The 20,763-nt window shown below is 73.6% G+C and carries 19 protein-coding genes; 13 read left to right on the top strand and 6 right to left on the bottom strand.

What is annotated here, in order from left to right; translation table 11 throughout:
- Window positions 1-3: 3 nt before the first annotated feature.
- A complete protein-coding gene (locus tag ACLQ2U_RS07040) occupies window positions 4-585 on the bottom strand; it encodes a dihydrofolate reductase family protein (protein ID WP_425749716.1) in 582 nt (193 codons plus the stop codon).
- A gap of 76 nt (window positions 586-661) precedes the next feature.
- Here ACLQ2U_RS07040 and ACLQ2U_RS07035 point away from each other — a divergent pair, with 76 nt between their 5' ends.
- A complete protein-coding gene (locus ACLQ2U_RS07035) occupies window positions 662-1,234 on the top strand; it encodes a TetR/AcrR family transcriptional regulator (protein ID WP_425749715.1) in 573 nt (190 codons plus the stop codon).
- A gap of 60 nt (window positions 1,235-1,294) precedes the next feature.
- Window positions 1,295-2,443 carry a polysaccharide pyruvyl transferase family protein gene (locus ACLQ2U_RS07030; protein WP_425749714.1) on the top strand — a complete coding sequence of 383 codons (1,149 nt, stop codon included), beginning with the start codon at window positions 1,295-1,297 and terminating at the stop codon, window positions 2,441-2,443.
- A 55-nt stretch (window positions 2,444-2,498) separates the two neighbouring features.
- Here the strand turns inward: ACLQ2U_RS07030 and ACLQ2U_RS07025 are convergent, their stop codons facing one another.
- Complete coding sequence (locus tag ACLQ2U_RS07025; protein WP_425749713.1) at window positions 2,499-2,705, bottom strand: hypothetical protein; 207 nt, start codon at window positions 2,703-2,705, stop codon at window positions 2,499-2,501.
- Between the two features lie 110 nt (window positions 2,706-2,815).
- Window positions 2,816-3,688, bottom strand: coding sequence for a carbohydrate kinase family protein (locus ACLQ2U_RS07020; RefSeq protein WP_425749712.1), 873 nt, complete (start codon window positions 3,686-3,688; stop codon window positions 2,816-2,818).
- Window positions 3,689-3,751: 63 nt separating this feature from the next.
- On the opposite strand from ACLQ2U_RS07020, the gene ACLQ2U_RS07015 reads away from it, so the two are divergent.
- Both ACLQ2U_RS07015 and ACLQ2U_RS07010 read left to right on the top strand, forming a co-directional pair.
- Window positions 3,752-6,901, top strand: coding sequence for an SNF2-related protein (locus ACLQ2U_RS07015; RefSeq protein ID WP_425749711.1), 3,150 nt, complete (start codon window positions 3,752-3,754; stop codon window positions 6,899-6,901).
- Window positions 6,898-7,905, top strand: a complete 1,008-nt coding sequence (locus ACLQ2U_RS07010) for an SWIM zinc finger family protein (RefSeq protein WP_425749710.1) — start codon at window positions 6,898-6,900, stop codon at window positions 7,903-7,905. Before ACLQ2U_RS07015 ends, ACLQ2U_RS07010 begins: the two co-directional genes overlap by 4 nt.
- A gap of 60 nt (window positions 7,906-7,965) precedes the next feature.
- On the opposite strand, the gene ACLQ2U_RS07005 is transcribed toward ACLQ2U_RS07010, so the two are convergent.
- Window positions 7,966-8,223 (bottom strand): DUF3040 domain-containing protein, encoded by a 258-nt coding sequence (locus tag ACLQ2U_RS07005; RefSeq protein ID WP_425749709.1) that lies wholly within the window; start codon window positions 8,221-8,223, stop codon window positions 7,966-7,968.
- 455 nt (window positions 8,224-8,678) lie between these two features.
- Between ACLQ2U_RS07005 and ACLQ2U_RS07000 the strand changes: the two genes are divergently transcribed.
- Entirely contained in the window at window positions 8,679-10,748 is a 2,070-nt protein-coding gene (locus ACLQ2U_RS07000; RefSeq protein ID WP_425749708.1) for a DUF1800 domain-containing protein, read from the top strand.
- A gap of 20 nt (window positions 10,749-10,768) precedes the next feature.
- On the top strand, window positions 10,769-12,133 hold the full coding sequence (locus ACLQ2U_RS06995; protein WP_425749707.1) for a DUF1501 domain-containing protein: 1,365 nt from the start codon (window positions 10,769-10,771) through the stop codon (window positions 12,131-12,133).
- A gap of 364 nt (window positions 12,134-12,497) precedes the next feature.
- Here ACLQ2U_RS06995 and ACLQ2U_RS06990 read toward each other — a convergent pair whose 3' ends face one another.
- Window positions 12,498-12,659: a hypothetical protein gene (locus ACLQ2U_RS06990; protein WP_425749706.1), complete on the bottom strand. Its 162-nt coding sequence runs from the start codon at window positions 12,657-12,659 to the stop codon at window positions 12,498-12,500.
- Window positions 12,660-12,751: 92 nt separating this feature from the next.
- The gene (locus ACLQ2U_RS06985; protein WP_425749705.1) at window positions 12,752-13,423 is read right to left on the bottom strand and encodes a bifunctional DNA primase/polymerase; all 672 of its coding nucleotides are present in this window, start codon (window positions 13,421-13,423) and stop codon (window positions 12,752-12,754) included.
- 249 nt (window positions 13,424-13,672) lie between these two features.
- Between ACLQ2U_RS06985 and ACLQ2U_RS06980 the strand changes: the two genes are divergently transcribed.
- The 7 genes from ACLQ2U_RS06980 to mctP all read left to right on the top strand — a co-directional run bounded on the left by ACLQ2U_RS06980 (window position 13,673) and on the right by mctP (window position 20,446).
- Complete coding sequence (locus ACLQ2U_RS06980; RefSeq protein WP_425749704.1) at window positions 13,673-14,899, top strand: helix-turn-helix domain-containing protein; 1,227 nt, start codon at window positions 13,673-13,675, stop codon at window positions 14,897-14,899.
- A gap of 16 nt (window positions 14,900-14,915) precedes the next feature.
- Window positions 14,916-15,494, top strand: a complete 579-nt coding sequence (locus ACLQ2U_RS06975) for a flavoprotein (protein WP_425749703.1) — start codon at window positions 14,916-14,918, stop codon at window positions 15,492-15,494.
- 130 nt (window positions 15,495-15,624) lie between these two features.
- Window positions 15,625-16,497: a Nif3-like dinuclear metal center hexameric protein gene (locus ACLQ2U_RS06970; RefSeq protein WP_425749702.1), complete on the top strand. Its 873-nt coding sequence runs from the start codon at window positions 15,625-15,627 to the stop codon at window positions 16,495-16,497.
- Window positions 16,487-17,224, top strand: coding sequence for a zinc ribbon domain-containing protein (locus ACLQ2U_RS06965; protein ID WP_425749701.1), 738 nt, complete (start codon window positions 16,487-16,489; stop codon window positions 17,222-17,224). Before ACLQ2U_RS06970 ends, ACLQ2U_RS06965 begins: the two co-directional genes overlap by 11 nt.
- A gap of 4 nt (window positions 17,225-17,228) precedes the next feature.
- Complete coding sequence (locus ACLQ2U_RS06960; protein WP_425749700.1) at window positions 17,229-18,389, top strand: bifunctional RNase H/acid phosphatase; 1,161 nt, start codon at window positions 17,229-17,231, stop codon at window positions 18,387-18,389.
- Window positions 18,390-18,542: 153 nt separating this feature from the next.
- The gene (locus ACLQ2U_RS06955; RefSeq protein WP_425749699.1) at window positions 18,543-18,785 is read left to right on the top strand and encodes a DUF3311 domain-containing protein; all 243 of its coding nucleotides are present in this window, start codon (window positions 18,543-18,545) and stop codon (window positions 18,783-18,785) included.
- Window positions 18,785-20,446, top strand: a complete 1,662-nt coding sequence (gene mctP, locus ACLQ2U_RS06950; RefSeq protein ID WP_425749698.1) for a monocarboxylate uptake permease MctP — start codon at window positions 18,785-18,787, stop codon at window positions 20,444-20,446. Before ACLQ2U_RS06955 ends, mctP begins: the two co-directional genes overlap by 1 nt.
- Window positions 20,447-20,763: the final 317 nt, after the last annotated feature.

The raw sequence follows: 20,763 nt of genomic DNA, 5'->3' as shown, positions 1-20,763 counted from the left end.
CGTTTACCCGGCGTCCGCCGCCCGGGCATAGTGCAGGACGACCACTCCGCTGTCGAAGGAGCGGGTCTCCACCAGCCGGAAGCGGTGCGGGTCGAACTCCCGGGCGGCGAGCGGGACGCCGCTGCCGACCACGAACGGGTTCAGCTTGAGGATCAGCTCGTCCACCTCGGGAAGGAGCTGACCGGCGAGCTGGCCGCCGCCGCAGAGCCAGATGTCGGCGCCCGGCTGCCGCTTGAGCTCCCGGACGAACTCGACCGGGTCGCCGTCCACGATCTTCACCTCCGGGTAGTCCCCCGGGGGCAGGGAGCGGGAGAAGACGTACTGCGTCAGGTGGGCGTACGGGCTCGTGATGCCGATCTTCAATGCCGGGTCGTAGGTGGCCCGGCCCATCACCAGCGCGTCGAAGCGGCCCTCCGGTCGGTCGATGCCGAACTGCCCGTGGGCGAAGGTCGGGAACGCCTGCGGCCAGTTCGCCACCAGGTGCTCCGTCACATCGGGATCGAGCGGGAAGAAGTCCGGCGACCCGTCGGGGGCGGCGATGAAGCCGTCGAGGGTGCTGGCGACGTAGTACACGAGCTTGCGCAAACGAACTCCTCAATCACTACTGCTGTCGTGGTTCGTAACCTACAACACCTGTCGTGGTTTCCGCTAGGGTGTCTCCGTGGCGAAGAACGTGGAGCGGCGGGCGGCGCTGGCCGACGCGGGGCTGCGGGTGCTGGCGGCGACCGGTGCCCGGGGCCTCACCCACCGGGCGGTCGACGCGGAGGCCGGGGTGCCCGTCGGCACCGCGTCCAACTACTTCCGCTCCCGGGACGCCATGCTGGGCGCGCTCGGCGAGCGGATCATCGAGCGGTTCGCCCCGGACGAGCGGAGACTCGCCGAGCTGGGCGCCCGGGAGCCGTCCCTGGAGCTGGTCACCGACTACCTGCGCTACATAGTCGAGCGGACCACCGCCCAGCCCGAGCTGACCCGCGCGCTGATCGAGCTGCGCCTGGAGGCGGTCCGCCAGCCCGAACTCGCCCGGATCCTCGGCGACACCCTGCGCCGCGGCTATCACGACGACGTCGCCTTCCACGTCGCCGCCGGCCTGCCCGGCGGCGCGTTCGAGGTGGCGCTGCTGCACTATGCGATGGACGGCCTGCTGCTCGACCTGCTCACCACCTCCATCGACGCCGGATTCGACCCGGACCAGGTGGTCTCCGCCTTCGTGTCCCGGCTGGTCGCCCGCGCCTGAGAGGTATGTCCCCGCGCGCAACGGGAAACCGCCCCGGGACGCACTCGGGAGGAGCGACGGATGAGGGATGCCACCGGACTGACCATCGGTGTGCTGGGTTCGTACGGTGGGCGGAACCTCGGCGACGAGGCGATCCTCAGCGGACTCCTGGCCGACCTGCGCGCGCAGGAGCCGACCGCCCGGATCATCGTCTTCTCCCGGAATCCGACACACACCGCGCTGGCCCACCCCGACGTGGAGGCGGTGCCCTGGGAGGGCGTCAGCCGCACCGACTCGGCCGAGGTGCTGGCCCAGCTCGACCTGCTGATCCTCGGCGGCGGCGGCATCCTCTACGACCGGGAGGCCCGCCGCTACCTGCGGGTGGTCCGGGTCGCCCAGGAGCGGGGCCTGCCCCTGCTCACGTACGCGGTGGGGGTCGGGCCGCTGTCGGACGGGGTGGACACCGGCATGGTCCGGGAGACCCTCTCCGGCGCCGTCGAGGTGACCGTCCGGGACCAGGAGTCCCGGATGGTGCTGGAGGAGTCCGGTCTGCTCAACCCGATCACCGTCACCGCCGACCCGGCGTTTTTGCTGGAACCGGAGGACTTCCCGGCCCGGCTGCTCCGCGAGGAGGGGGTGCCCGCCGGCAAGCGCCTGGTCGGGCTGAGCGTCCGCGAGCCCGGGCGGGCCGCCGAGCGGCTCGACGTCGACGGGTACCACCGGCTGCTCGCCCAGATCGGCGACTTCCTGGTGCACCGGATCGACGCCTACGTGCTCTTCGTGCCGATGGAACGCGACGACATCCGGCACTCGCACGGCGTGCTGTCGCACATGATCGCCGCGGAACGGGGGCGGATCCTGCACGGCACCTACTCACCCCGGCAGGTGCTCGGCCTGATGAAGCACTTCGACCTCGCGGTGGGCATGCGGCTGCACTTCCTGATCTTCGCCGCGATGGTGGGCACGCCGTTCCTGCCGCTGCCGTACGCCGGGAAGGTCTTCGACCTGGCCCAGCGGCTCGGGGTGCCGGCCCTGCGCGGCGTGGAGCGGGAGGTCGAGGGCCCGCTGCTGGCCGAGGTCGACCGGCTCTGGGACGAGCGTGAGTCCCGGGCCGAGGCCACCGCGCGGCTGGTCGCCGACGTGTGCGACCAGGCCCGGGGCACCTCCCACGTCACCCGGGCGGTGCTGGAGAGCATCCGCTCCCGCTCCCTGTCCCGGACGGCCGCCTGACGGTCCCCTTAGGCGTCGGCGCGCCGAGGTCACGGTCGTGCCGGGGCGGCTCGGCTCAGACGGCCGGGCCGCGCCAGGCGTAGTGCCACCGCAACCCCTCGGCGTCCTCGGACTCCAGCTCGTAGATCTGCGCCTCGGCCAACCCGTGCGGCCCCATGTGGTGGTGGGTCAGCGGCGGGCGGCCGTTGCTGTCCAGTTCGACCTCGACCGTCTCGCCGTCGGCCGTGCCGCCCGTCAGCGGGATCTTCACCGTGGATGCCATGCGCCCATCCTGCCCCGGCGACCGCCGGCCCGCAGGGATTGCGGGGCAGTGGAAGGGCTGGTGGCCGCCCGGTTCCCGCTGGACCGACGGCGACACCGGCGCGGTCTGACTCAGTCCCGCGGCAGCAGGCCGGGCGGGTACTCCATCCCGTCGTGAGTGCAGGCGGCGGCGGCCACCCGGGCGGCGTACCCGGCCGCCTCCGGCAGCGGCGCGCCCCGCAACCGGCCGGCGATCAGCCCGGCGGCGAAGGCGTCCCCGGCGCCGTTGGTGTCGACCACCGACGCGGGCGGCGCGGCGGCGGGCACCGCCAGCGGTCCGCCCGCACCCGGGTGCAGCTCGGCGCCCTCCGCGCCCCGGGTCACCACCACGGTGCGCGGCGCCAGGTCGGCGGCGACCTCCCCGCTCCGGTCACCCAGCCGTACGCCGCTGACGAAGACCAGGTCGGCGGCCTCCGCGAAGGGACGGTGGTAGGTGTTCCCGCCGTCCCAGTCGTGCAGGTCGGTGGAGAGTGACACGCCGTCGGGCAGCGCGGCACGCAGCACCGGCGTCAGCTCGCGGACCCAGTCCATGATCGACACGTGGACGTGCGCGGCGTCCCGGACCAGTTCCGCCAGGTCGCCCGGCGGGAACGGGCTCCCGCCCCGCCAGGGGCGCGGATCGTAGAGCGACATCCGCCGCCCGGCCGGGTCGACCAGGTTCACCGACCGGCGGGTGCCGTCCGGGTCGTCGGTCAGCACGGAACGCACGGTGCTGCGGCCCAGCGCCGCCCGGACCACGTCGCCGGCGGGGTCGGCGCCGAGCACGTCCACCACCGCCACCCGCAGTCCGAGCGCGGCCGCGGCCAGGGCCACCCCGGCGCCGGTGTTGCCGATCCGCAGGTCGATCGGGGGGACGGTGAGCGAGTCGGCGGCCAGCAGCGGGATCTCGGGCACCCGGACCCGGATGTCCACGCCCAGGCCGCCGATCACGAGGAGGTCGGACATGGCGCCGACGGTAACCGGTCGGCGCCGCCTATCCTGGGCCCGGGCGTCGACGAGGGGGAGCGTGTGCTGGTCATCCACGGGGTGTGGCTGGTCGGCGCCGGTCTCGCCGTCTGGGCGGAGGACAGCACCCGGCCGGCCCGCGCGCCGCGCCGGCCTGGTCGGGCCCCGCGCGAGCGCCCCCACCCGTTCGCCGCCGATCACGCCACCCTGGCCGCCGCGCTCGGCGACGTCCCGGCCGAGGCCGGCGCGCTGCCGCTCAGCCTGCCCACCCGGGCCGGCTCGCCGCTGGACTCGCCGGAGCTGGTCCGGACCGCCGTCGTGGAACCGGTCCGCGGTCCGGTCACCCTCGCGGGCTGGCGGGCCCCCGTCCTGGCGTACGCCCCGAACGACGCGTTCACCCTGCTGCGCGACCTGGACGGGGTGGCCGCCGTACCCGGGGCCACCCTGCGCCACCTCGCCGAGCTGGCCGGGTTCGCGGGTGACCTGGTCGCCCGGGGGCGGGTGCTGCCCGGCCTCGCCGAGCCGACCGGACAGCCGGGGGAGAAGGCGCCCGTGTCGGCTGCCGGCCCGCCGGCCTCCCCGACTGCCGGTGACGCGTGGCGACCGGTGGCCGTTGGCGGCGAGGCCGCGCGGGCGGTGTGGCGGCCGCTGCTCACCGGCACCGACGCCGGCTGGGCCCGCTCGCTCGCCCTGGCCCTGCCGCCGGCCGCCCGGGCCGCCGGCGCGGCTCCGGGTGCGGTGGTGGCCGACGCGCTGGACGCGCTGACCGACGCCGCCGCCCGGGTCGCGCTCGCCGACACCGACCTGGTCCGGGGCGGCCGCCGCGACGGGGTGGTCGCCGGCTGGCTGGCCGGGCTGACCGGCCCGGCGCGCGCCTTCACCGCCGACCCGGCCGCGCTGGCCACCCTCCGTACCGAGCTGGACGCCTGGCAGCGCGATGCCGCCGGCGGCGCGGTACGGGCCAGCTTCCGGCTGGTCGAGCCCGCCGAGGACGAGATCACCGACCCGCTCGTGGTGGTGCCCGCCGATCCGGCGACCGTGGTCCGGCGCAGCGGCCCCTGGCGGGTCGAGTTCGGCCTCCAGGCTGCCGACGAGCCCAGCCTGCACGTCGACGCCGGTCAGGTCTGGCGGGCGCCGGAGACCGTACCGGCGCTCGCCGGCCGGCTCGACAGCCCGCAGGAGACCCTGCTGGCCGAGCTGGGCCGGGCCGGCCGGCTCTGGCCGGAGCTGGACACCGCGCTGCGTACCCCCGCTCCGGAGCAGCTGGAACTGGACGCCGGGGGCGCCCACCGGTTCCTGCGCGACGGCGCGCCGGTGCTGCACGCCGCCGGGTTCGGGGTGCTGCTGCCGTCCTGGTGGCAGCGCCCGTCGGCCCGGCTCGGCGCCCGGTTGCAAGCCCGCAGCCGCACCGCGCCGGGCACCGTGGCCAGCACCTCAAGTGGGCTCGGCCTGGACGCGCTGGTCGACTACCGGTGGCAGGTGGCGCTCGGCGACGAGACGATCGGCGCCGACGAACTGGCCGCGCTGGCCGAGCTGAAGATCCCGCTGGTGCGGCTGCGCGGCCGGTGGGTGGAGCTGGACCCGAAGCGGCTCGCCGCCGGGCTGCGGCTGCTGCGCTCCTCCGGCGAGCTGACCGTCGCCGACCTGCTCCGGCTCGGGCTCGGTGAGGGCGACCGGCCGGACGCGCTGCCGGTGCTGGAGGTGACCGCCGACGGGCCGCTCGGCGACCTGCTCGCCGGGCAGGCGGAGCGGCGGCTCACCCCGCTGGACCCGCCGCCGGCCTTCAAGGGCACGCTGCGGCCGTACCAGCGGCGCGGGCTGGCCTGGCTGGCCTTCCTCCAGTCGCTCGGGCTCGGCGGGGTGCTCGCCGACGACATGGGGCTGGGCAAGACGGTGCAGATGCTCGCCCTGCTCGCCGGGGACCCGCCGGAGGCCGGGCCGACGCTGCTGGTCTGCCCGATGTCGCTGGTCGGCAACTGGCAGCGGGAGGCGGCGAAGTTCACCCCCGGGTTGCGCGTCCACGTGCACCACGGCGCGGACCGCGCGCGCGGCGCGGCGTTCGAGGAGGCGGTGCACGCCGCCGACCTGGTGCTGACCACCTACTCGGTGGCCGCCCGGGACGCCGTCGCGCTCGCCTCCGTCGGCTGGCACCGGGTGGTGGTGGACGAGGCCCAGGCGATCAAGAACGCCTCCACCCGGCAGGCCGAGGCGGTCCGGTCGCTGCCCGCGCGGCACCGGGTCGCGGTCACCGGTACGCCGGTGGAGAACCGGTTGGCCGACCTCTGGTCGATCATGCAGTTCGCCAACCCCGGGTTGCTCGGCCCGGCCGCCAGCTTCAAGCAGTCGTACGCGGTGCCGATCGAGCGGCACGGCGACGCCGAGACCGCCGCCCGGCTGCGCCGGATGACCGGCCCGTTCGTGCTGCGCCGGCTGAAGACCGACTCCTCGATCATCTCCGACCTGCCGGCGAAGCTGGAGATGGAGGTGCTCTGCAACCTCACCGCCGAGCAGGCCTCGCTCTACCGGGCGATCGTCGACGACATGCTGGCGAAGATCGAGTCCAGCGACGGGATGGAGCGGCGTGGCCTGGTGCTGGCCACCATGACCAGGCTCAAGCAGGTCTGCAACCATCCCGCGCAGCTGCTGCGCGACGGCTCCGCCCTGTCCGGCCGCTCCGGCAAGCTGGAACGGCTGGAGGAGATCGTCGACGAGGTCCTCGCGGCGGGGGAGAAGGCCCTGCTCTTCACCCAGTACGCCGAGTTCGGCGGCATGCTCCGCGGCCACCTGTCGGCCCGCTTCGGCCGGGAGGTGCTCTTCCTGCACGGCGGCGTCGGCAAGGCCGACCGGGACGCGATGGTCACCCGCTTCCAGTCCCCGGACGGCCCGGCGCTCTTCGTGCTGTCCCTCAAGGCCGGTGGCACCGGGCTCACCCTCACCGCCGCCAACCACGTCGTGCACGTGGACCGGTGGTGGAACCCGGCGGTCGAGGACCAGGCCACCGACCGGGCGTTCCGGATCGGCCAGCGCCGGCGGGTCCAGGTACGCAAGTTCGTCTGCGCCGGCACCGTCGAGGAGAAGGTGGCGGCGATGATCGCCGACAAGCGCAGCCTGGCCGCGTCGGTGGTGGGCAGCGGCGAGCAGTGGGTCACCGAACTCTCCACCGCCCAGCTGCGCGAACTCTTCGCGTTGGAGGTCGGGGCGGTGGTGGAGTGAGGAATCACGACGACGGGCCCGGGCCGGAGTCCGGCACCGGCCGGTTCGCGGACTTCGGCCGGCCGCGCCGGGTCGACGGCGGGCTGAAGGCGCGCAGCACGCGGGGCGCGATCGGGATCTCCTGGTGGTCGCGGCGGTTCCTGGAGGTGCTGGAGTCGTTCGCCCTCGGCACCCGGCTGACCCGGGGCCGGTCGTACGCGCGTGCCGGGCAGGTGATCCGGCTGGACGTCACGCCGGGTCGGGTCGAGGCCACCGTGCAGGGCTCCCGGCCGAAGCCGTACGAGGTTGGCATCGCGCTGGCGCCCTTCCCGCCGGCGCTCTGGGACCGGGTCGAACGGGACCTCGCCGCGCAGGCGCTCTTCAGCGCCCGGCTGCTCGCCGGGGACCTCCCGCCCGAACTGGAGGAGGTGTTCGCGGCGGCAGGCGCCCCGCTCTTCCCGAGCGGGGTGGGGGAGTTGACCCAGCGGTGCAGCTGCCCCGACTTCGCGGTGCCCTGCAAACATCTCGCGGCGACGTTCTACCTGCTCGCCGAGGCGTTCGACGCCGATCCGTTCCAGCTGCTGCACTGGCGCGGCCGCAGCCGCGCCGAGCTGCTCGACCGGCTCCGCGCGCTGCGCGCCGGCACGACGTCCCCCTCGGCGGTGACGGACGGCGGCGCGCCGACGCCGGTCGGTACGTCCACTGCGGACCCGGCCGGGGCGGAGCGGTCCGGCCACCGACCCACGTCCGGGCTCGGACCGTCGCCCGGCTCGGGCGACACTGCGCCGGAGCTGCCCGCCGCCGGGGCGGCGCGGGTGCTCGCCGGCCTGCCGGCGGCCCCGCTGGCCGAGGCGGTGGACCGGTTCTGGCTCCCGCCGGTGCCGTTGCCGGACCGGGCGCCCAGCCTGGCCACTGGCCCGGAGCTGCTGCTGCGGCAGCTCGGCGCACCTGCCCCGGCCATCGGCGGACCGGGCCTGCTGGAACGGCTGCGCCGGGCGTACCGGGAATTCGGCCGGTCGTCATAGCCGGCTGATCGGGCCGGCGGCTGGCCGGCGTCGCCCCGGACGGCCGCGACGGCCGTCGGCTCATAGCCAGCGGCGGCGGAAGCGCCACATCAGACCGGCGTTGGCCGCCAGCACCACGGCGCAGATCGCGCCGGCCAGCCGTCCGGCCAGCACGGTCATCGCCGGCAGCGACGCCCAGAGCACGATCGTCAGCAGCATCAGCCAGCGCCCGCGTCGGGTCCGGGCCCGATGGTCGAGTCTCGCGAAGAACTTCGGGTCGCTCTCCCGGAGCTGCCGGGTGATCTGTTCGAATCTGCGCTGATCCTCTTTGCTGAGCATGGCGGTGCCTTCCCCTCACGGCTTCAGCGGTCCGGCGGCTTACCCGCTGCGGCGGCGGCTCACGCACCCCTGGTGTTGCTACTTTTCCGCTCCGACCGCGGGCGCGCGGAAAACCCTGGGGAGGGACCTCAGCACAGGCTTATCCGGCCCTTAAGTTTCGCTGTGCGGGTGAACGGCGCGATAAGCGTCGCGTGCGCCGAAAACGTTACGTCCACATCGCTCGGGCCTATGTCGCCCCTGCTCCGGACGTCGGTACCCAGGCGGGCCGAAACCGACCAGCCCGGTGGGGTACTGAGCGGTGTCTTAAGTGCGGTCCGGGCCTGCTTCCGCGCGCCTTGAAGGCATCGGAGGCCTTGGCTACTTTCCCGTAGCAACTCCTCAGGCACCAGTCGCCGCACCCTCCGCCCCGCCCCGGTCGCAGCGTGTCGGCGCCTTGAAGAAAACGGGATTGGTACATGGCCGACCAGACTGTGCCACCACGTCGACCGCGGGACGACCGCGGCTGGGACGGGCGCCAGCACCCCACCTCGGACGGGTACCGCGACGCCCACGGCTTCACCCCGTACGAGCAGCAGCACGTGCACCCGTACGCCGCTCCGGCCGACCCGCACGCCGAGTACGCCCACGCCGGGTACCCCGCCCCGCCGGCGGCCCGCAGCCCGCAGTGGGTCGGCCCGCAGGGCCTGGGCCAGCAAGCGCCGTACCGGCCGGCCGGCGCCGGACTGCCCAACCTGGACGATGACGACGACCGGGTCGGCCGGCGGCGCGCCCTCGTCGCGCTCGGCGGCACCGCCGCCGTGGTCGCCGGCGGCGCCGCCCTCGCGATGAGCCCCCAGGTACGCGGGCTCTTCGGCGACGACGCCCCGGTGGCCGGGGACGCCACCGGCACCACCGTCACCGACGGCACCGCCGCCCGCCCCAGCGGCCAGCAGCCGAGCACGGTGCGCACCTACACCGAGCAGAACGAGAGCTACATGGGCTCCCGGGCCGGCGCGGCGCTGAAGAAGAACTCGCCCGGCGGTGGCCGGACCTTCTCCGGCCCGGCGGCGGCCGCCGCCGAGACAAGGGTGACGGTGAAGACCGTGCTGGCCAAGGACCCGATCCGGCATCTGGCCGGCCGGGCCACCTTCGGCGCCACGCCCAAGGTGATCGCCGACATCAAGCGGATGGGCATCGACGGCTGGATCCGCCGGCAGCTGGACCCGGAGAAGATCGCGCCGAGCCGGGCCGAGCTGAAGCTGGCCGAGCTGCCCAGCCTCAAGCTGGGCCCGCAGCAGCTGCGCGACCAGCGCGACCAGCTCAACGACCGGGGTGTGCAGCCGGAGAAGGAGATGGTGTACGCCACCCTCGCCCGGCAGATCTGGTCGGAGCGGCAGCTCTTCGAGGTGATGGTCGACTTCTGGAACGACTTCCTGCACGTCTCCGCCGACTTCGACGGCGGTGAGGTCTACCGGAACTCCTTCGACCGGGACGTCGTCCGCAAGCACGCCCTGGGCAGCTACCCGGACATGCTGGTCGCCGCGAACAAGCACCCGGCGCTGCTGCTCTACCTCAACCAGGTCGACTCCAGCGCGAAGGCGGTCAACGAGAACCTGGCCCGGGAGAACCTGGAGCTGTACTCGGTCGGCGTCGACGGCGGCTACACCGAGAAGGACGTCCGGCAGGCGGCCCTGCTCCAGACCGGCCGCAGCGTCAACGACGGGGAGTACGTCTTCCGCCCCGACCGGCACTACCTGGGCAAGGTGAGGGTCCTCGGGTTCAGCCACCCGAACAACTCGGCCGACCCGAAGACCGCCGACCAGGTCATCGACGCGTACATCACCTACATCGCGCTGCACCCGTCGACCGCGCAGTACGTGGCCCGCAGCCTCGCCACCCGGTTCGTCTCGGACACCCCGCCGAAGTCCCTGGTGGACCGGCTGGCGAAGGTCTACACCCTCAACAAGGGCATGGTGAAGCCCCTGGTGATGGCGCTCTTCAGCTCCTCCGAGTTCTGGGCCGCGGTGGGGCAGAAGGTGCGCCGCCCGATGGAGTATCTGGTCGCCACCTACCGGACCCTCGGCGTCTCGCCGGAGGCGTCGCCCGAGTTCACCCAGGGCGACAGCAAGCGCACCGCGTACGCCCAGGGGCTGCGGCAGATCCACGACAAGCTGCGCGAGCTGGGCCAGTATCCGATGGGCCAGCCCACCCCGGACGGTTACCCGGACGTCTACGTCGCCTGGACCTCCGCCGGCACCATGGTCAACGGCTGGAACGAGGCCGGCGAACTGCTCGCCGGCTACCGCAACCAGTTCACGTACACCAAGCCGGAGAAGCTGGTGGCGAGGCCGCCGGCGACCGCCGGGGCGTACGTGGACGCGCTCGCCCTGCGGCTGGTGCACCAGAAGCTGAGCGCCCGGGAGAAGGCGCTGATCCTCGCCGTGGCCGGCCTGCCGGCGACCGCCCGGGTCGACGCCACGTTCAACGGGGCCATCACCGCCGTCGCGCGGGCGATCCTCGCGTCCCCCCAGCACCACCTCCGGTGAGGCACCCGATGGAGAAGACTGTGCGCACGTTCCCCCTGCACCCCGAATGCCCCGACCTGCGGCGACTGGCCGACAACCCGGCCGAGGCGCTGCTGCGCGCCGAGGCGGAGGTCGTCGCCGCCGAGAACGCCGCCGAGCGGGACCGCTACCGCCGGCTGGAGGACCTGGAGGAGGCCCAGCAGGACGGCCGCGGCGTGACCCGGCGGACCTTCGTCGCCGGCGCCGCCACCGCCACCGCGCTGGCCACCGCCCAGTTCGTCACCACCTCGGCGTCGTTCGCCGCGACCAGGACCGGCACCCTGATCCACGTCTTCCTCTACGGCGGGCTGGACGGGCTCAGCCTGGTCGCCCCGGCCGACGACCCGGTGCTCGCCAAGGCCCGACCCGACCTGCTGCTCGGGGACGACTCGCTGGCGCTGGGCCGCGGCTTCAAGCTGACCAGCGCGTTCAAGCCGCTGGAGCAGTGGCTCAAGGCCGGCCAGCTCGGCTTCATCCCGGCGGTCTCCGACGAGCGGCTCTCCCGCAGCCACTTCCAGGCGGCGGACGCCTGCAACCTCGGCGGCCTGCCCAGCGAGACCGGCGGTCGGGGCTGGCTGGACGGCCTGGTCGACGCGCTCGGCAAGGGCACCGCGTTCCGCAGCGTCGGCATCGGCAGCACGCTGCCCCGGTCGCTGGTGGGCAACAACGGCGCGCTCTCCCTCAACAGCGTCGGCTCGCTGCGGCTCAACGGCGACGAGAAGTACCGCGAGGCCACCGAGAAGGCGATCCGGGGCCTGTTCACCGGGATCAACCACCCGGTCGAGGAGGCGGTGCTCGACGGCATGGGCGCGCTGGCCACCGCGCAGAGGCTCTCCGCCAAGCCGTACCAGCCGGCCGAGGGCGTCAGCTACGACGGCGTTGGGAAGGCGTTTCAGCAGCTCGCCCAGCTGATCAAGGGCGGGGCGAACGTCCGGGTCGCTACGGTCGGCATGGGCGGCTACGACACCCACGAGAACCAGGGCAGCCGGGACGGCGGCCGGTTGCACCGGCGGCTGAACGAGCTCGCCAGCGCGATGGCGGCGTTCTTCACCGACCTCGGCGACAAGGCCGCCAACGTGACGATCATGGTGTCCAGCGAGTTCGGTCGGCGGGTCGCCTCCAACGGCGGCGGCACCGACCACGGCCACGGTGGGGTGGTCACCATCCTGTCCGGCCGCCGGCTCGCCGGCTCGCTGCTCGGCACCTGGAACGGGCTGAACGATCTGGACTCGGGCGACGTACCCGAGTACAACAACATGTTCAACGTCTACGGAAGCGTGGCGCAGGGCCGGTTCGGCCTGACCAACGCGGAGGTGGACAAGATCTTCCCGAGGCAGAAATACACCCCCATGAAGCTGTACGCGTGACATACCAGGACACCTACGCCGCCGGCCGTCGTACCGGGAAGCGGTGGTTGCAGGCCGCCATCGACAAGGCGTTCTGACGCGATGGCGCCGCTGGTCCGTCCCGGCCTGCGCCGGGATGAGCAGATCATGGGTACGGCGATCAGCCTGGACCTGGCCGACGACCTGCCCGCCGCGACCCTGCACGAGCTCACCCGGCACCGACCTGGCGGTCGCCCCCTTCGGCGTCCACGAGCGGGGCCGCCACGTGCTCGACCCGCGGCGGGGTGAGCCGGCCCGCGGCCTACGCTCGGTCACCGTGGTCGGTGCCGACCTCGGCTTCGGCGCATGGGCGCCCAGACGGGCGGACCCGGTGCGGGCGCGCTCGTCAGCGGGCGGGGCGGCGGGTGCCGGCCGGGCGGGAGCCGGCGGGTCGGGCCCGCTCCGGGCGGGAGCCACCCGGCCGGTTCCCCGACCAGCGGCGCACCGGTGCGTGGTGCGGTGGTGGCTCGGCGCCCTCGGCGTGCTGTGCGGCGTCGTCCGTGGCCATCATGTACCCCCGTTTCCCGGCGTCAGCGCGCCGTCATCCGGTGCAACGAGGTCGCCACCGCCGGGGACGCTGCCGGCAACCCGACTGACGGCTCAGTGGCCCTGTCGGGGCAGCGGGAGCTGGCCGGGGAGCAGCTCGGGGGTGAGCGTGACGCCGGTGGCCCGCAGCGCGTCGATCAGGGTGTTCTGCACCAGGTAGGAGTCGGGCAGCTGCCAGCGTGCCTGCTCGGGGGCGACCGCCCAGCGCACCGCGCCCTCCGGCAACCGGGTCGGCGGGGCCGGGATCCACGAGCCGGGCCCGTGGCGCACCACGTGGAAGCAGTGCTCCAGTTCGGGCCGGAGCGGATCGCCGGGTCGGACCAGGAACATCCACCGTCCGGTCGGGGTCACCACCACCGGCCCCCGTATCCCGGCGCCGGCCGGGTGGCCCGGGATCGCGTCGAGCACGTACCGGCCGAGGTGCGCCGCCACCTCCAGCACGTCGAAGGCCCGGCCGGTGGGCAGCAGCACCCCGTGCGGACGGCTGCGCCACCAGGTCGCCACCCGGGCCGGGTCGGCGGTCGCCGCGCTCTCCCAGTCCTCCAGCGCCGGATGGCAGCCGACGGTCGGGCAGCCCGCGCGGCCGCAGACGAAGCGACTGCGGGCCAGGCAGGCGCCGGGGGTCACCTCCCAGCCGTGCATGGCGTACCGCACCGCGATCCGGCGCAGCCGGACCCGCTCGATCGGCGACAGCTGGGCGACCCGCGGTCCGACGTTTCCCCACATAACCCGTGATCTCCCCCCTCGCCGGAACGCACGCCGCCACGTCACACGTCGCGCACCGTGACTGCCGTAACCCGCGATCGTTGAGCGGACGAACGGCTCGTGCAACTTGCACGAAAACTACGAGGACTGGCTGTATGGCTGACGTACAACCTGTGCGACCAGCGAAAACCTGAGACGGACGGATCACCGCACCCGCGGGGGGTCGTCCGGAGCGGGGCCGGACGACGACACGAGGGGGAGGAGCAGGGGATGGACGAGCTGCCGATAGGGCGACGGGTGGCCTACTGGCGCGGGCGGCGCAAGATGTCGCAGCAGGTCTTCGCCGACCGCCTGGGCAAGTCCAAGAGCTGGGTCGACAAGGTCGAGCGCGGGGTGCGCCGGCTGGACAAGTTCTCCGTCCTCTACGAGATCGCCGACATCCTCCAGGTCGACGTCCAACTCCTGGTCGGCAAGGATCCGGAGCGGCGTACCGACGCGCTGAACTGCATCGACCAGATCGAGGTGCAGGAGATCCGGGCCGCCCTGGAGCGGTACGACTCGATGAGCGCGTACTTCGACGCCGCGCCGTACCCGCCGCCGCTGACCGACTTGCGCAAGGCCGTCAACCACGCCTGGCTCACCTACCAGTACGGCCGCTACGGGATGCTGACCCGGGCCCTGCCCAAGCTGCTGCGCGACGCCCAGGCGGCCGACGCCGGCTACGGCGGTGACCAGGCGAAGGAGGCGGCCCACCTGCTCGGGCAGGTCTACCAGATCGCCTCCTCGGTGCTGCGCAAGCTCGGCGAGTGCGACCTGGCCTGGCTCGCCGCCGACCGGTCGATGGCGGTCGCCCAGCGGGCCGACGACCAGTTGCTGGCCGGCATCGCCACCACCCGGGTCTGCAACGCCCTGGTCGCCATGGGCCGGGCCCGCCCCGCCCTGGAGCTGAACGTCACCATCGCCAACCGGCTCGCCCCCGGCGGCGGCAACGACGCCGACCCGGACCGGCTCTCCGTCTACGGGATGCTGCTGCTGCAGGGCGCGATGGCCGCCGCCCGGATCGGCGACTCCGCCACCGTGGACGACCTGCTCAACGGCGCCGACGAGGCGGCCACCCTGCTCGGCAGCGACCAGAACCGCTACTGGACCTCGTTCGGCCCGACCAACCTGGAGCTGCACCGCGCTGCCGCCGCGGTCGAGCTGGGCGACGGCGGGCGGGCGGTGGAGATCCACCAGCGGATCCCCGAGCCGGCGTTCAACGCGCTGCTGCCCGAGCGCCGCGCGCACCACCTGCTCGACATCGCGCGCGGGTTCGCCCAGATCGCCGACGTGGCCAACGCGGGCGAGATGCTGCTGCTGGGCGACCGGCTCGCGCCGTCGGAGATCCGCTGCCGGCCGATCGCCCACGAGGTGATGTCGGACGTGCTGCGTCGCACACGGGGTGCGCCGCCTCCGCCGATAGCGGAGTTGGCTGAGCACATGGGAGTCGGAGTATGACGACGGTGCCGGCCGGATGAACGGCCCGCACCCGAGCAGCGAGCGCCGCGGGGTGCTCTACGTCATCGCCTGTGGTTCGCCGCTGGCACGCCACATCGGTCGTCTCGTCGAGCTGGCCCAGCAGGACGGCTGGGAGGTGTGCGTGATCACCACGCCGGACGGGGCGAAGTTCGTCGACCGGGCCGCGCTGGCCCGGCAGACCGGTCACCCGGTACGCACCCACTACAAGAACCCGGGCGACCCGGACCTGCTGCCGCCCGCCGACGCGATGATCGTCTGCCCCGCCACGGTCAACACGGTCAACAAGTGGGCGGCCGGGATCACCGACACGCTGGCTCTGGGCCTGCTCGTCGAGGGGCAGGGTGGGGGACTGCCGGTGGTGGTGGTCCCCTTCACCAACACCGCCATGGCCCGGCACCCGGCCTTCCAGGCCGGGCTGGCCCGGCTCCGCGAGTGGGGGACCACGGTGCTCTTCGGCGACCACGTCTTCCCGCTGCACCCGCCGGGTTCCGGTGAGCGTCACCTGCACGCCTTCCCGTGGGAGGTCGCGGTGGCCGCCCTGCCCGACCGGTCCCGGGTCACCTCGGCCGCCTGACCCCGCCCTCGTCCCGCCCGGCCGGCCCCCCGAAACGGAGTGGATCAAGCCGGATCGCGCGGGGCGTGCCGGGGGACACTGCGGCGGGCGTGACCGTGCCGGACGGCCCGCGCCGGTAAGCTGACCCGTCGTGAGCACAACCGCGGCCCCGCCGACCGTCGCCGACGTGGTGGCCGAGCTGGAGCGGCGTTACCCCTCCGTGTGGGCCGAGGAGTGGGACCGGGTCGGCCTGGTGCTCGGCGAGCCCACCGACCCGGTACGCCGGGTCGCCTGCGTGGTCGACGTGGTGCCGGAGACGGTGGCCGAGGCGCTCGCCGCCGGCGCCGACATGATCGTCGCGCACCACCCGCTGCTGCTGCGTGGCGTCTCCTCGGTCGCCCCGACCACGTACAAGGGGCGGATCGTGCACGACCTGATCCGTGCCGGCGTGGCCCTGTACGTGGCGCACACCAATGCCGACGTCGCCGACCCGGGCGTCTCCGACGCGCTCGCCGCCCGGTTCGGGCTGACCGGGCTGCGCCCACTGCACCGCCCGGCGCCCGGCTCCCCGGCCGACGGCCCGGGTCGGGGCACCGGCCGGATCGGCGACCTGCCCGCCCCGATGACCCTGGCCGAGCTGACCCGGCACGCCGCCGCGGTCCTCCCCGTCACGGCGTGGGGCGTTCGCGCCGCGGGCGATCCCGGGCGTATCGTGCGTACCCTCGCGGTCAGCGGTGGCTCCGGCGACGCCTTCCTGAGCGAGGCGACCGCCGCCGGGGTGGACGCGTTCCTCACCGCCGACCTGCGGCACCACCCGGCGGGCGAGCACCTCGCCGCCGGGGGACCCGCCCTGCTGGACGCCGCCCACTGGGCGACTGAACGACCCTGGCTGGACGACCTGGCCGCCCACCTCCGGGCCGGCCTCGGCGTCGAGACCGTGGTGTCCGACCTGGACACCGATCCGTGGACCGTGCACGCCGCCGCGCCCGAACTGGACGACAAGGAGCCCGACCGTGAAGGCTGAACCCCAGGTCCAGCGCCGCCTGCTCGATCTGCAGGCCATCGACACCGCCCTCGCCCAGCTCGCCCACCGCCGCCGCGCGCTGCCCGAGCGGGCCGAGCTGGAGGGGCTGGCCCGCGAGCTCTCCGCGCTGGAGGACGAGCGGGTCCGCGCCCAGGTCGCCGTGGACGACCTGGACCGGGACATCGCCCGGCTGGAGAAGGACGTCGAGCAGGTCCGGGCCCGCAAGAGCAAGGACGAGGCCCGGCTCGCCGCGGGCAGTGGCCCGGCCCGCGAGCTGGAGGCGCTCCAGCACGAGCTGGCCTCGCTGAACCGTCGGCAGGGCGACCTGGAGGACGCCGAGCTGGAGCTGATGGAGCAGCGGGAGACGGCCCAGGGGGGGCTCGACGGGATTGAGGCGCGGTTGGCCGAGGCGCGTGACCGGCGCGCGGCCGCCGAGCAGCGCCGCGACGACAGCCTGGCCGCGATCGCCAAGGAGGAGGAGTTCAAGCGGGCCGCCCGCAAGCCCCTCGCCGGCGACCTCCCGACCGACCTGGTCGCCCTGTACGACAAGATCCGCGAGGACACCGGCCTGGGCGCCGCGCTGCTCACCGCCGGCCGGTGCGGCGGTTGCCGGCTGGACATCTCCGGCGCGGACCTGGCCCGGATCCGCAAGACGGCCCCGGACGAGGTGGTCCGCTGCGAGGAGTGCCGGCGGATCATGGTCCGCACCAACGAGTCGGGCCTGTAGCCCGGTGGCCGTGCGCGCGGTCGTCATCGAGGCCGACGGCGGGTCCCGGGGCAACCCGGGGCCCGCCGGCTATGGCGCGGTGGTCCGGGACCCGGCCTCCGGCGAGGTGCTGGTGGAGCGCTCCGAGGCGATCGGGACGGCCACCAACAACGTCGCCGAGTACCGAGGGCTGATCGCCGGGCTGGAGGCCGCGGCCGAGCTGGGCGCCGCCGAGGTCGAGGCGCGGATGGACTCCAAGCTGGTGGTCGAGCAGATGTGCGGCCGTTGGCAGATCAAGCACCCGGGGCTGCGTCCGCTCGCAGCCCGGGCCGCCGTGCTGGTGGACCGCTTCGACGCGGTCCGGTTCAGCTGGATCCCCCGGGAGCGCAACCGGCACGCCGACGCGCTCGCCAACGCGGCGATGGATGCCGCCGCCGGCAAGCCGGCGAAGCGGGCGGTGGAGGTCGAGCCGCCCCGCGAGGTGGCCGCCCGGGCCGCCACCCGCAACGCCGGCACCGACCCGGCCACCATCAAGCCCTCCTGGGAGCCGCGGCCGAGCTTCACCGCGACCCGGCTGATCCTGGTCCGGCACGGCGAGACGGAATGGACCGTCCAGCACCGCTACGCCGGCCGCGCCGACGTCCCCCTCTCCGACCAGGGCCGGGCCCAGGCCCGGGCCACGGCCGAGCGGGTGGCCGAGCTGGCCCCGTCCGTCGCGGCCGTGGTCAGTTCCCCGTTGTCCCGGTGTACGGCCACCGCCGAGGCGATCGCCGACGCGCTCGGCGGCCTGCCGGTGCGCCGGCAGGACGACTGGGTCGAGTGCGACTTCGGCGACTGGGACGGGAAGACCTTCGCCGAGGTACGCGAGGGGTGGCCGGGCGAGTTGGACGCCTGGCTCGCCTCGACCCGGATCGCGCCGCCCGGCGGGGAGTCGTTCGCCACCGTCGCCGAGCGGGTCGACCGGGCGGTCGCGGCGCTGCGCGAGGCGTACCCGGGGGAGACCGTGGTGGTGGTCTCGCACGTCTCGCCGATCAAGCTGGCACTGCGCGACGCCCTCGCGGCAGGCGACGCGTTCCTGCACCGGCTCTACCTCGACGCGGCCGGCATCTCGGTGCTGGACATGTGGCCCGACGGCGGGGTCGCGGTCCGCTCGGTCAACGACACCGCCCACCTCGCCGGCCGCTGATCCCGCCGGCCGCCGGCCGCCTGCCGACGCCGTTCGGCGCAGGCGGGCGGCCGTTCGGCGCAGCTCCGCCCCCCGGATGATCGTGACCGCGCTCACCGAGTCGTAGCCTCCGGCCGTCACATGGCGAGTTACGACTTCCCGGAGGTGTGTCACATGGCTGCACCGGAACCGGAGGCGCCGCAAACGGCGTCGTCCAGGGCGAAGGACCACAGTCCCTGGAACTGGTTGCTTTTTATCCCGATCGTGGTGCCGCTGATCCCGGCGTTCTTCAATGCGGACTCACCCCGGTTGTTCGGCTTCCCGCGCTTCTACTGGCTGCAACTGGCCTACATCCTGCTCGGCGTGGCCACCACCACGCTGGTCTACCAGATGACCAAGAAGCGGGGTGAGCGGTGATGTGGCGGGATCATCTCACCGAGATCATCGTCTTCTCGTTCCTCTTCCTGCTGGTCAGCGCGATGGGGTTCGTGGCCGCCCGGTGGCGCGCGCCGAAGGACATGGCCCACCTCGACGAGTGGGGGCTGGGCGGGCGAAACTTCGGCGGCTGGATCACCTGGTTCCTGGTCGGCGGTGACCTCTACACCGCGTACACCTTCGTCGCGGTGCCGGCGCTGGTGTTCGGCGCGGGCGCAATGGGCTTCTTCGCCGTGCCGTACACCATCGTCATCTACCCGCTGGTCTTCCTGGTGCTGGTCCGGCTCTGGTCGGTCTCGCACCGGCACGGCTTCGTCACCCCGGCCGACTTCGTCCGTAGCCGGTTCGACTCGCCGGTGCTGGCGCTGCTGGTCGCGATCACCGGCATCGTCGCCACCATGCCCTACATCGCGCTGCAACTGGTCGGCATCGAGGCGGTGCTGAAGACCATGGGGGTGACCGGCGACAACGCGGTGGCCCGGCACCTGCCGATCATCATCGCGTTCGCGATCCTGGCGGCCTACACCTACCAGTCGGGGCTGCGTGCGCCAGCGCTGATCGCGTTCGTCAAGGACACGCTGATCTACATCGTGATCCTGGTGGCGGTCATCTACCTGCCGTACAAGCTCGGCGGCTGGGGCGGCATCTTCGACGCCGCCGACGCGAAGTTCAAGGCGAGTCCGGCGCCGGGGGACGGCATCCTGCTCAACGCCAACAACCAGCTCCAGTACGTCACCCTGGCGTTCGGCTCGGCGTTGGCGCTCTTCCTCTACCCGCACAGCATCACCGGCGTGCTGGCTGGCCGGAACCGCGACGTGATCAAGCGAAACATGTCCGCGCTGCCGGCGTACAGCCTGCTGCTCGGGCTGATCGCGCTGCTCGGCTACATGGCGATCGCGGCCGGGGTGAAGCCACTGCCCGGGGCGACCCAGGGCACGGTGGACAGCAACACCGTGGTGCCGGTCCTGTTCGACCAGCAGTTCCCGGACTGGTTCGCCGGCGTCGCGTATGCGGCGATCGGGATCGGAGCGCTGGTGCCGGCGGCGATCATGTCGATCGCGGCGGCGAACCTGTTCACCCGCAACATCTACAAGGAGTACCTGAAGCGGGACGCCAGCCCGGCGCAGGAGGCGAACGTCTCGAAGATCACGTCGCTGGCGGTGAAGGTCGGGGCGGTCGCCTGCATCGTCTTCCTCGACCCGCAGTTCTCCATCGACCTACAGCTCATCGGCGGCGTGATCATTCTTCAGACGCTGCCGGCGGTGGCGCTCGGTATCTACACCCGCTGGTTCCACCGGAACGCCCTGATCGCCGGCTGGGCGGCCGGCATGGGGCTGGGTATGTGGATGCTCTACCAGATCCCGCATCCCAACGCCGCGCTCAACCGCAAGCACTTTGGCGGCTCCGGATTCCCGCTGGAGAAGTTCGGCCTCGACACCAAGATGACGATCTACGTCGGCATCGTTGCCGTGCTGGTGAACCTGCTGGTCGCGGCACTGGTGACGCTGGCGCTCCGGGCGGCGAAGGTCGCGGAGGGGGTCGACGGCACCACGCCGGACGACTACTTCGCCGACGAGGGCGACCCACGGGTCGCCCCCGGCCCCGACAGCGACGCCGACTCCGCCCGCGAGCCGGTCGCCTGAACCGGCGGTCCGCCCGGGCGCCCGCATCGACGGCGTCCGGGCGGCCGCTCCGGGGCGGCCGGCGGCTCCTCCAGGGGTCCGGGCGGTTACTCCGAGAGCGTCCGGTTCCTCCGAGGGCGTCCGGGCGGCTTTTCCGAGGGTCCCGGGCGGCTCGTCGGAGGATGCCCGGGCGGCCGGCGTGGGACGGTCCGGCCCACCCTGTTCGGACGCTGTAGAGCTGATGTCGTAAACGGATCAGGGCCGGACATCCGGCCCTGATTCGTTTGTGAGGTCAGCCCGGAGGGTCCGCAGCCCGGCCCCGGTCGGCTGATCCGTTC

Origin of the sequence: Micromonospora sp. DT47, from assembly GCF_049844475.1 — a bacterium.
In the GTDB taxonomy this organism is placed as follows: Bacteria; Actinomycetota; Actinomycetes; order Mycobacteriales; family Micromonosporaceae; genus Micromonospora.
This window is presented reverse-complemented; position numbering and strand designations above follow the sequence as displayed.

Coding starts and splice junctions, on each gene's coding strand:
- ACLQ2U_RS06980 (WP_425749704.1), top strand. CDS start 13,673: ATGGACGAGCTGCCGATAGGGCGACGGGTGGCCTACTGGCGCGGGCGG.
- ACLQ2U_RS06975 (WP_425749703.1), top strand. CDS start 14,916: ATGAACGGCCCGCACCCGAGCAGCGAGCGCCGCGGGGTGCTCTACGTC.
- ACLQ2U_RS07030 (WP_425749714.1), top strand. CDS start 1,295: ATGAGGGATGCCACCGGACTGACCATCGGTGTGCTGGGTTCGTACGGT.
- ACLQ2U_RS06985 (WP_425749705.1), bottom strand. CDS start 13,423: ATGTGGGGAAACGTCGGACCGCGGGTCGCCCAGCTGTCGCCGATCGAG.
- ACLQ2U_RS06990 (WP_425749706.1), bottom strand. CDS start 12,659: ATGGCCACGGACGACGCCGCACAGCACGCCGAGGGCGCCGAGCCACCA.
- mctP (WP_425749698.1), top strand. CDS start 18,785: ATGTGGCGGGATCATCTCACCGAGATCATCGTCTTCTCGTTCCTCTTC.
- ACLQ2U_RS06955 (WP_425749699.1), top strand. CDS start 18,543: ATGGCTGCACCGGAACCGGAGGCGCCGCAAACGGCGTCGTCCAGGGCG.
- ACLQ2U_RS07000 (WP_425749708.1), top strand. CDS start 8,679: ATGGCCGACCAGACTGTGCCACCACGTCGACCGCGGGACGACCGCGGC.
- ACLQ2U_RS07020 (WP_425749712.1), bottom strand. CDS start 3,688: ATGTCCGACCTCCTCGTGATCGGCGGCCTGGGCGTGGACATCCGGGTC.
- ACLQ2U_RS07025 (WP_425749713.1), bottom strand. CDS start 2,705: ATGGCATCCACGGTGAAGATCCCGCTGACGGGCGGCACGGCCGACGGC.
- ACLQ2U_RS07005 (WP_425749709.1), bottom strand. CDS start 8,223: ATGCTCAGCAAAGAGGATCAGCGCAGATTCGAACAGATCACCCGGCAG.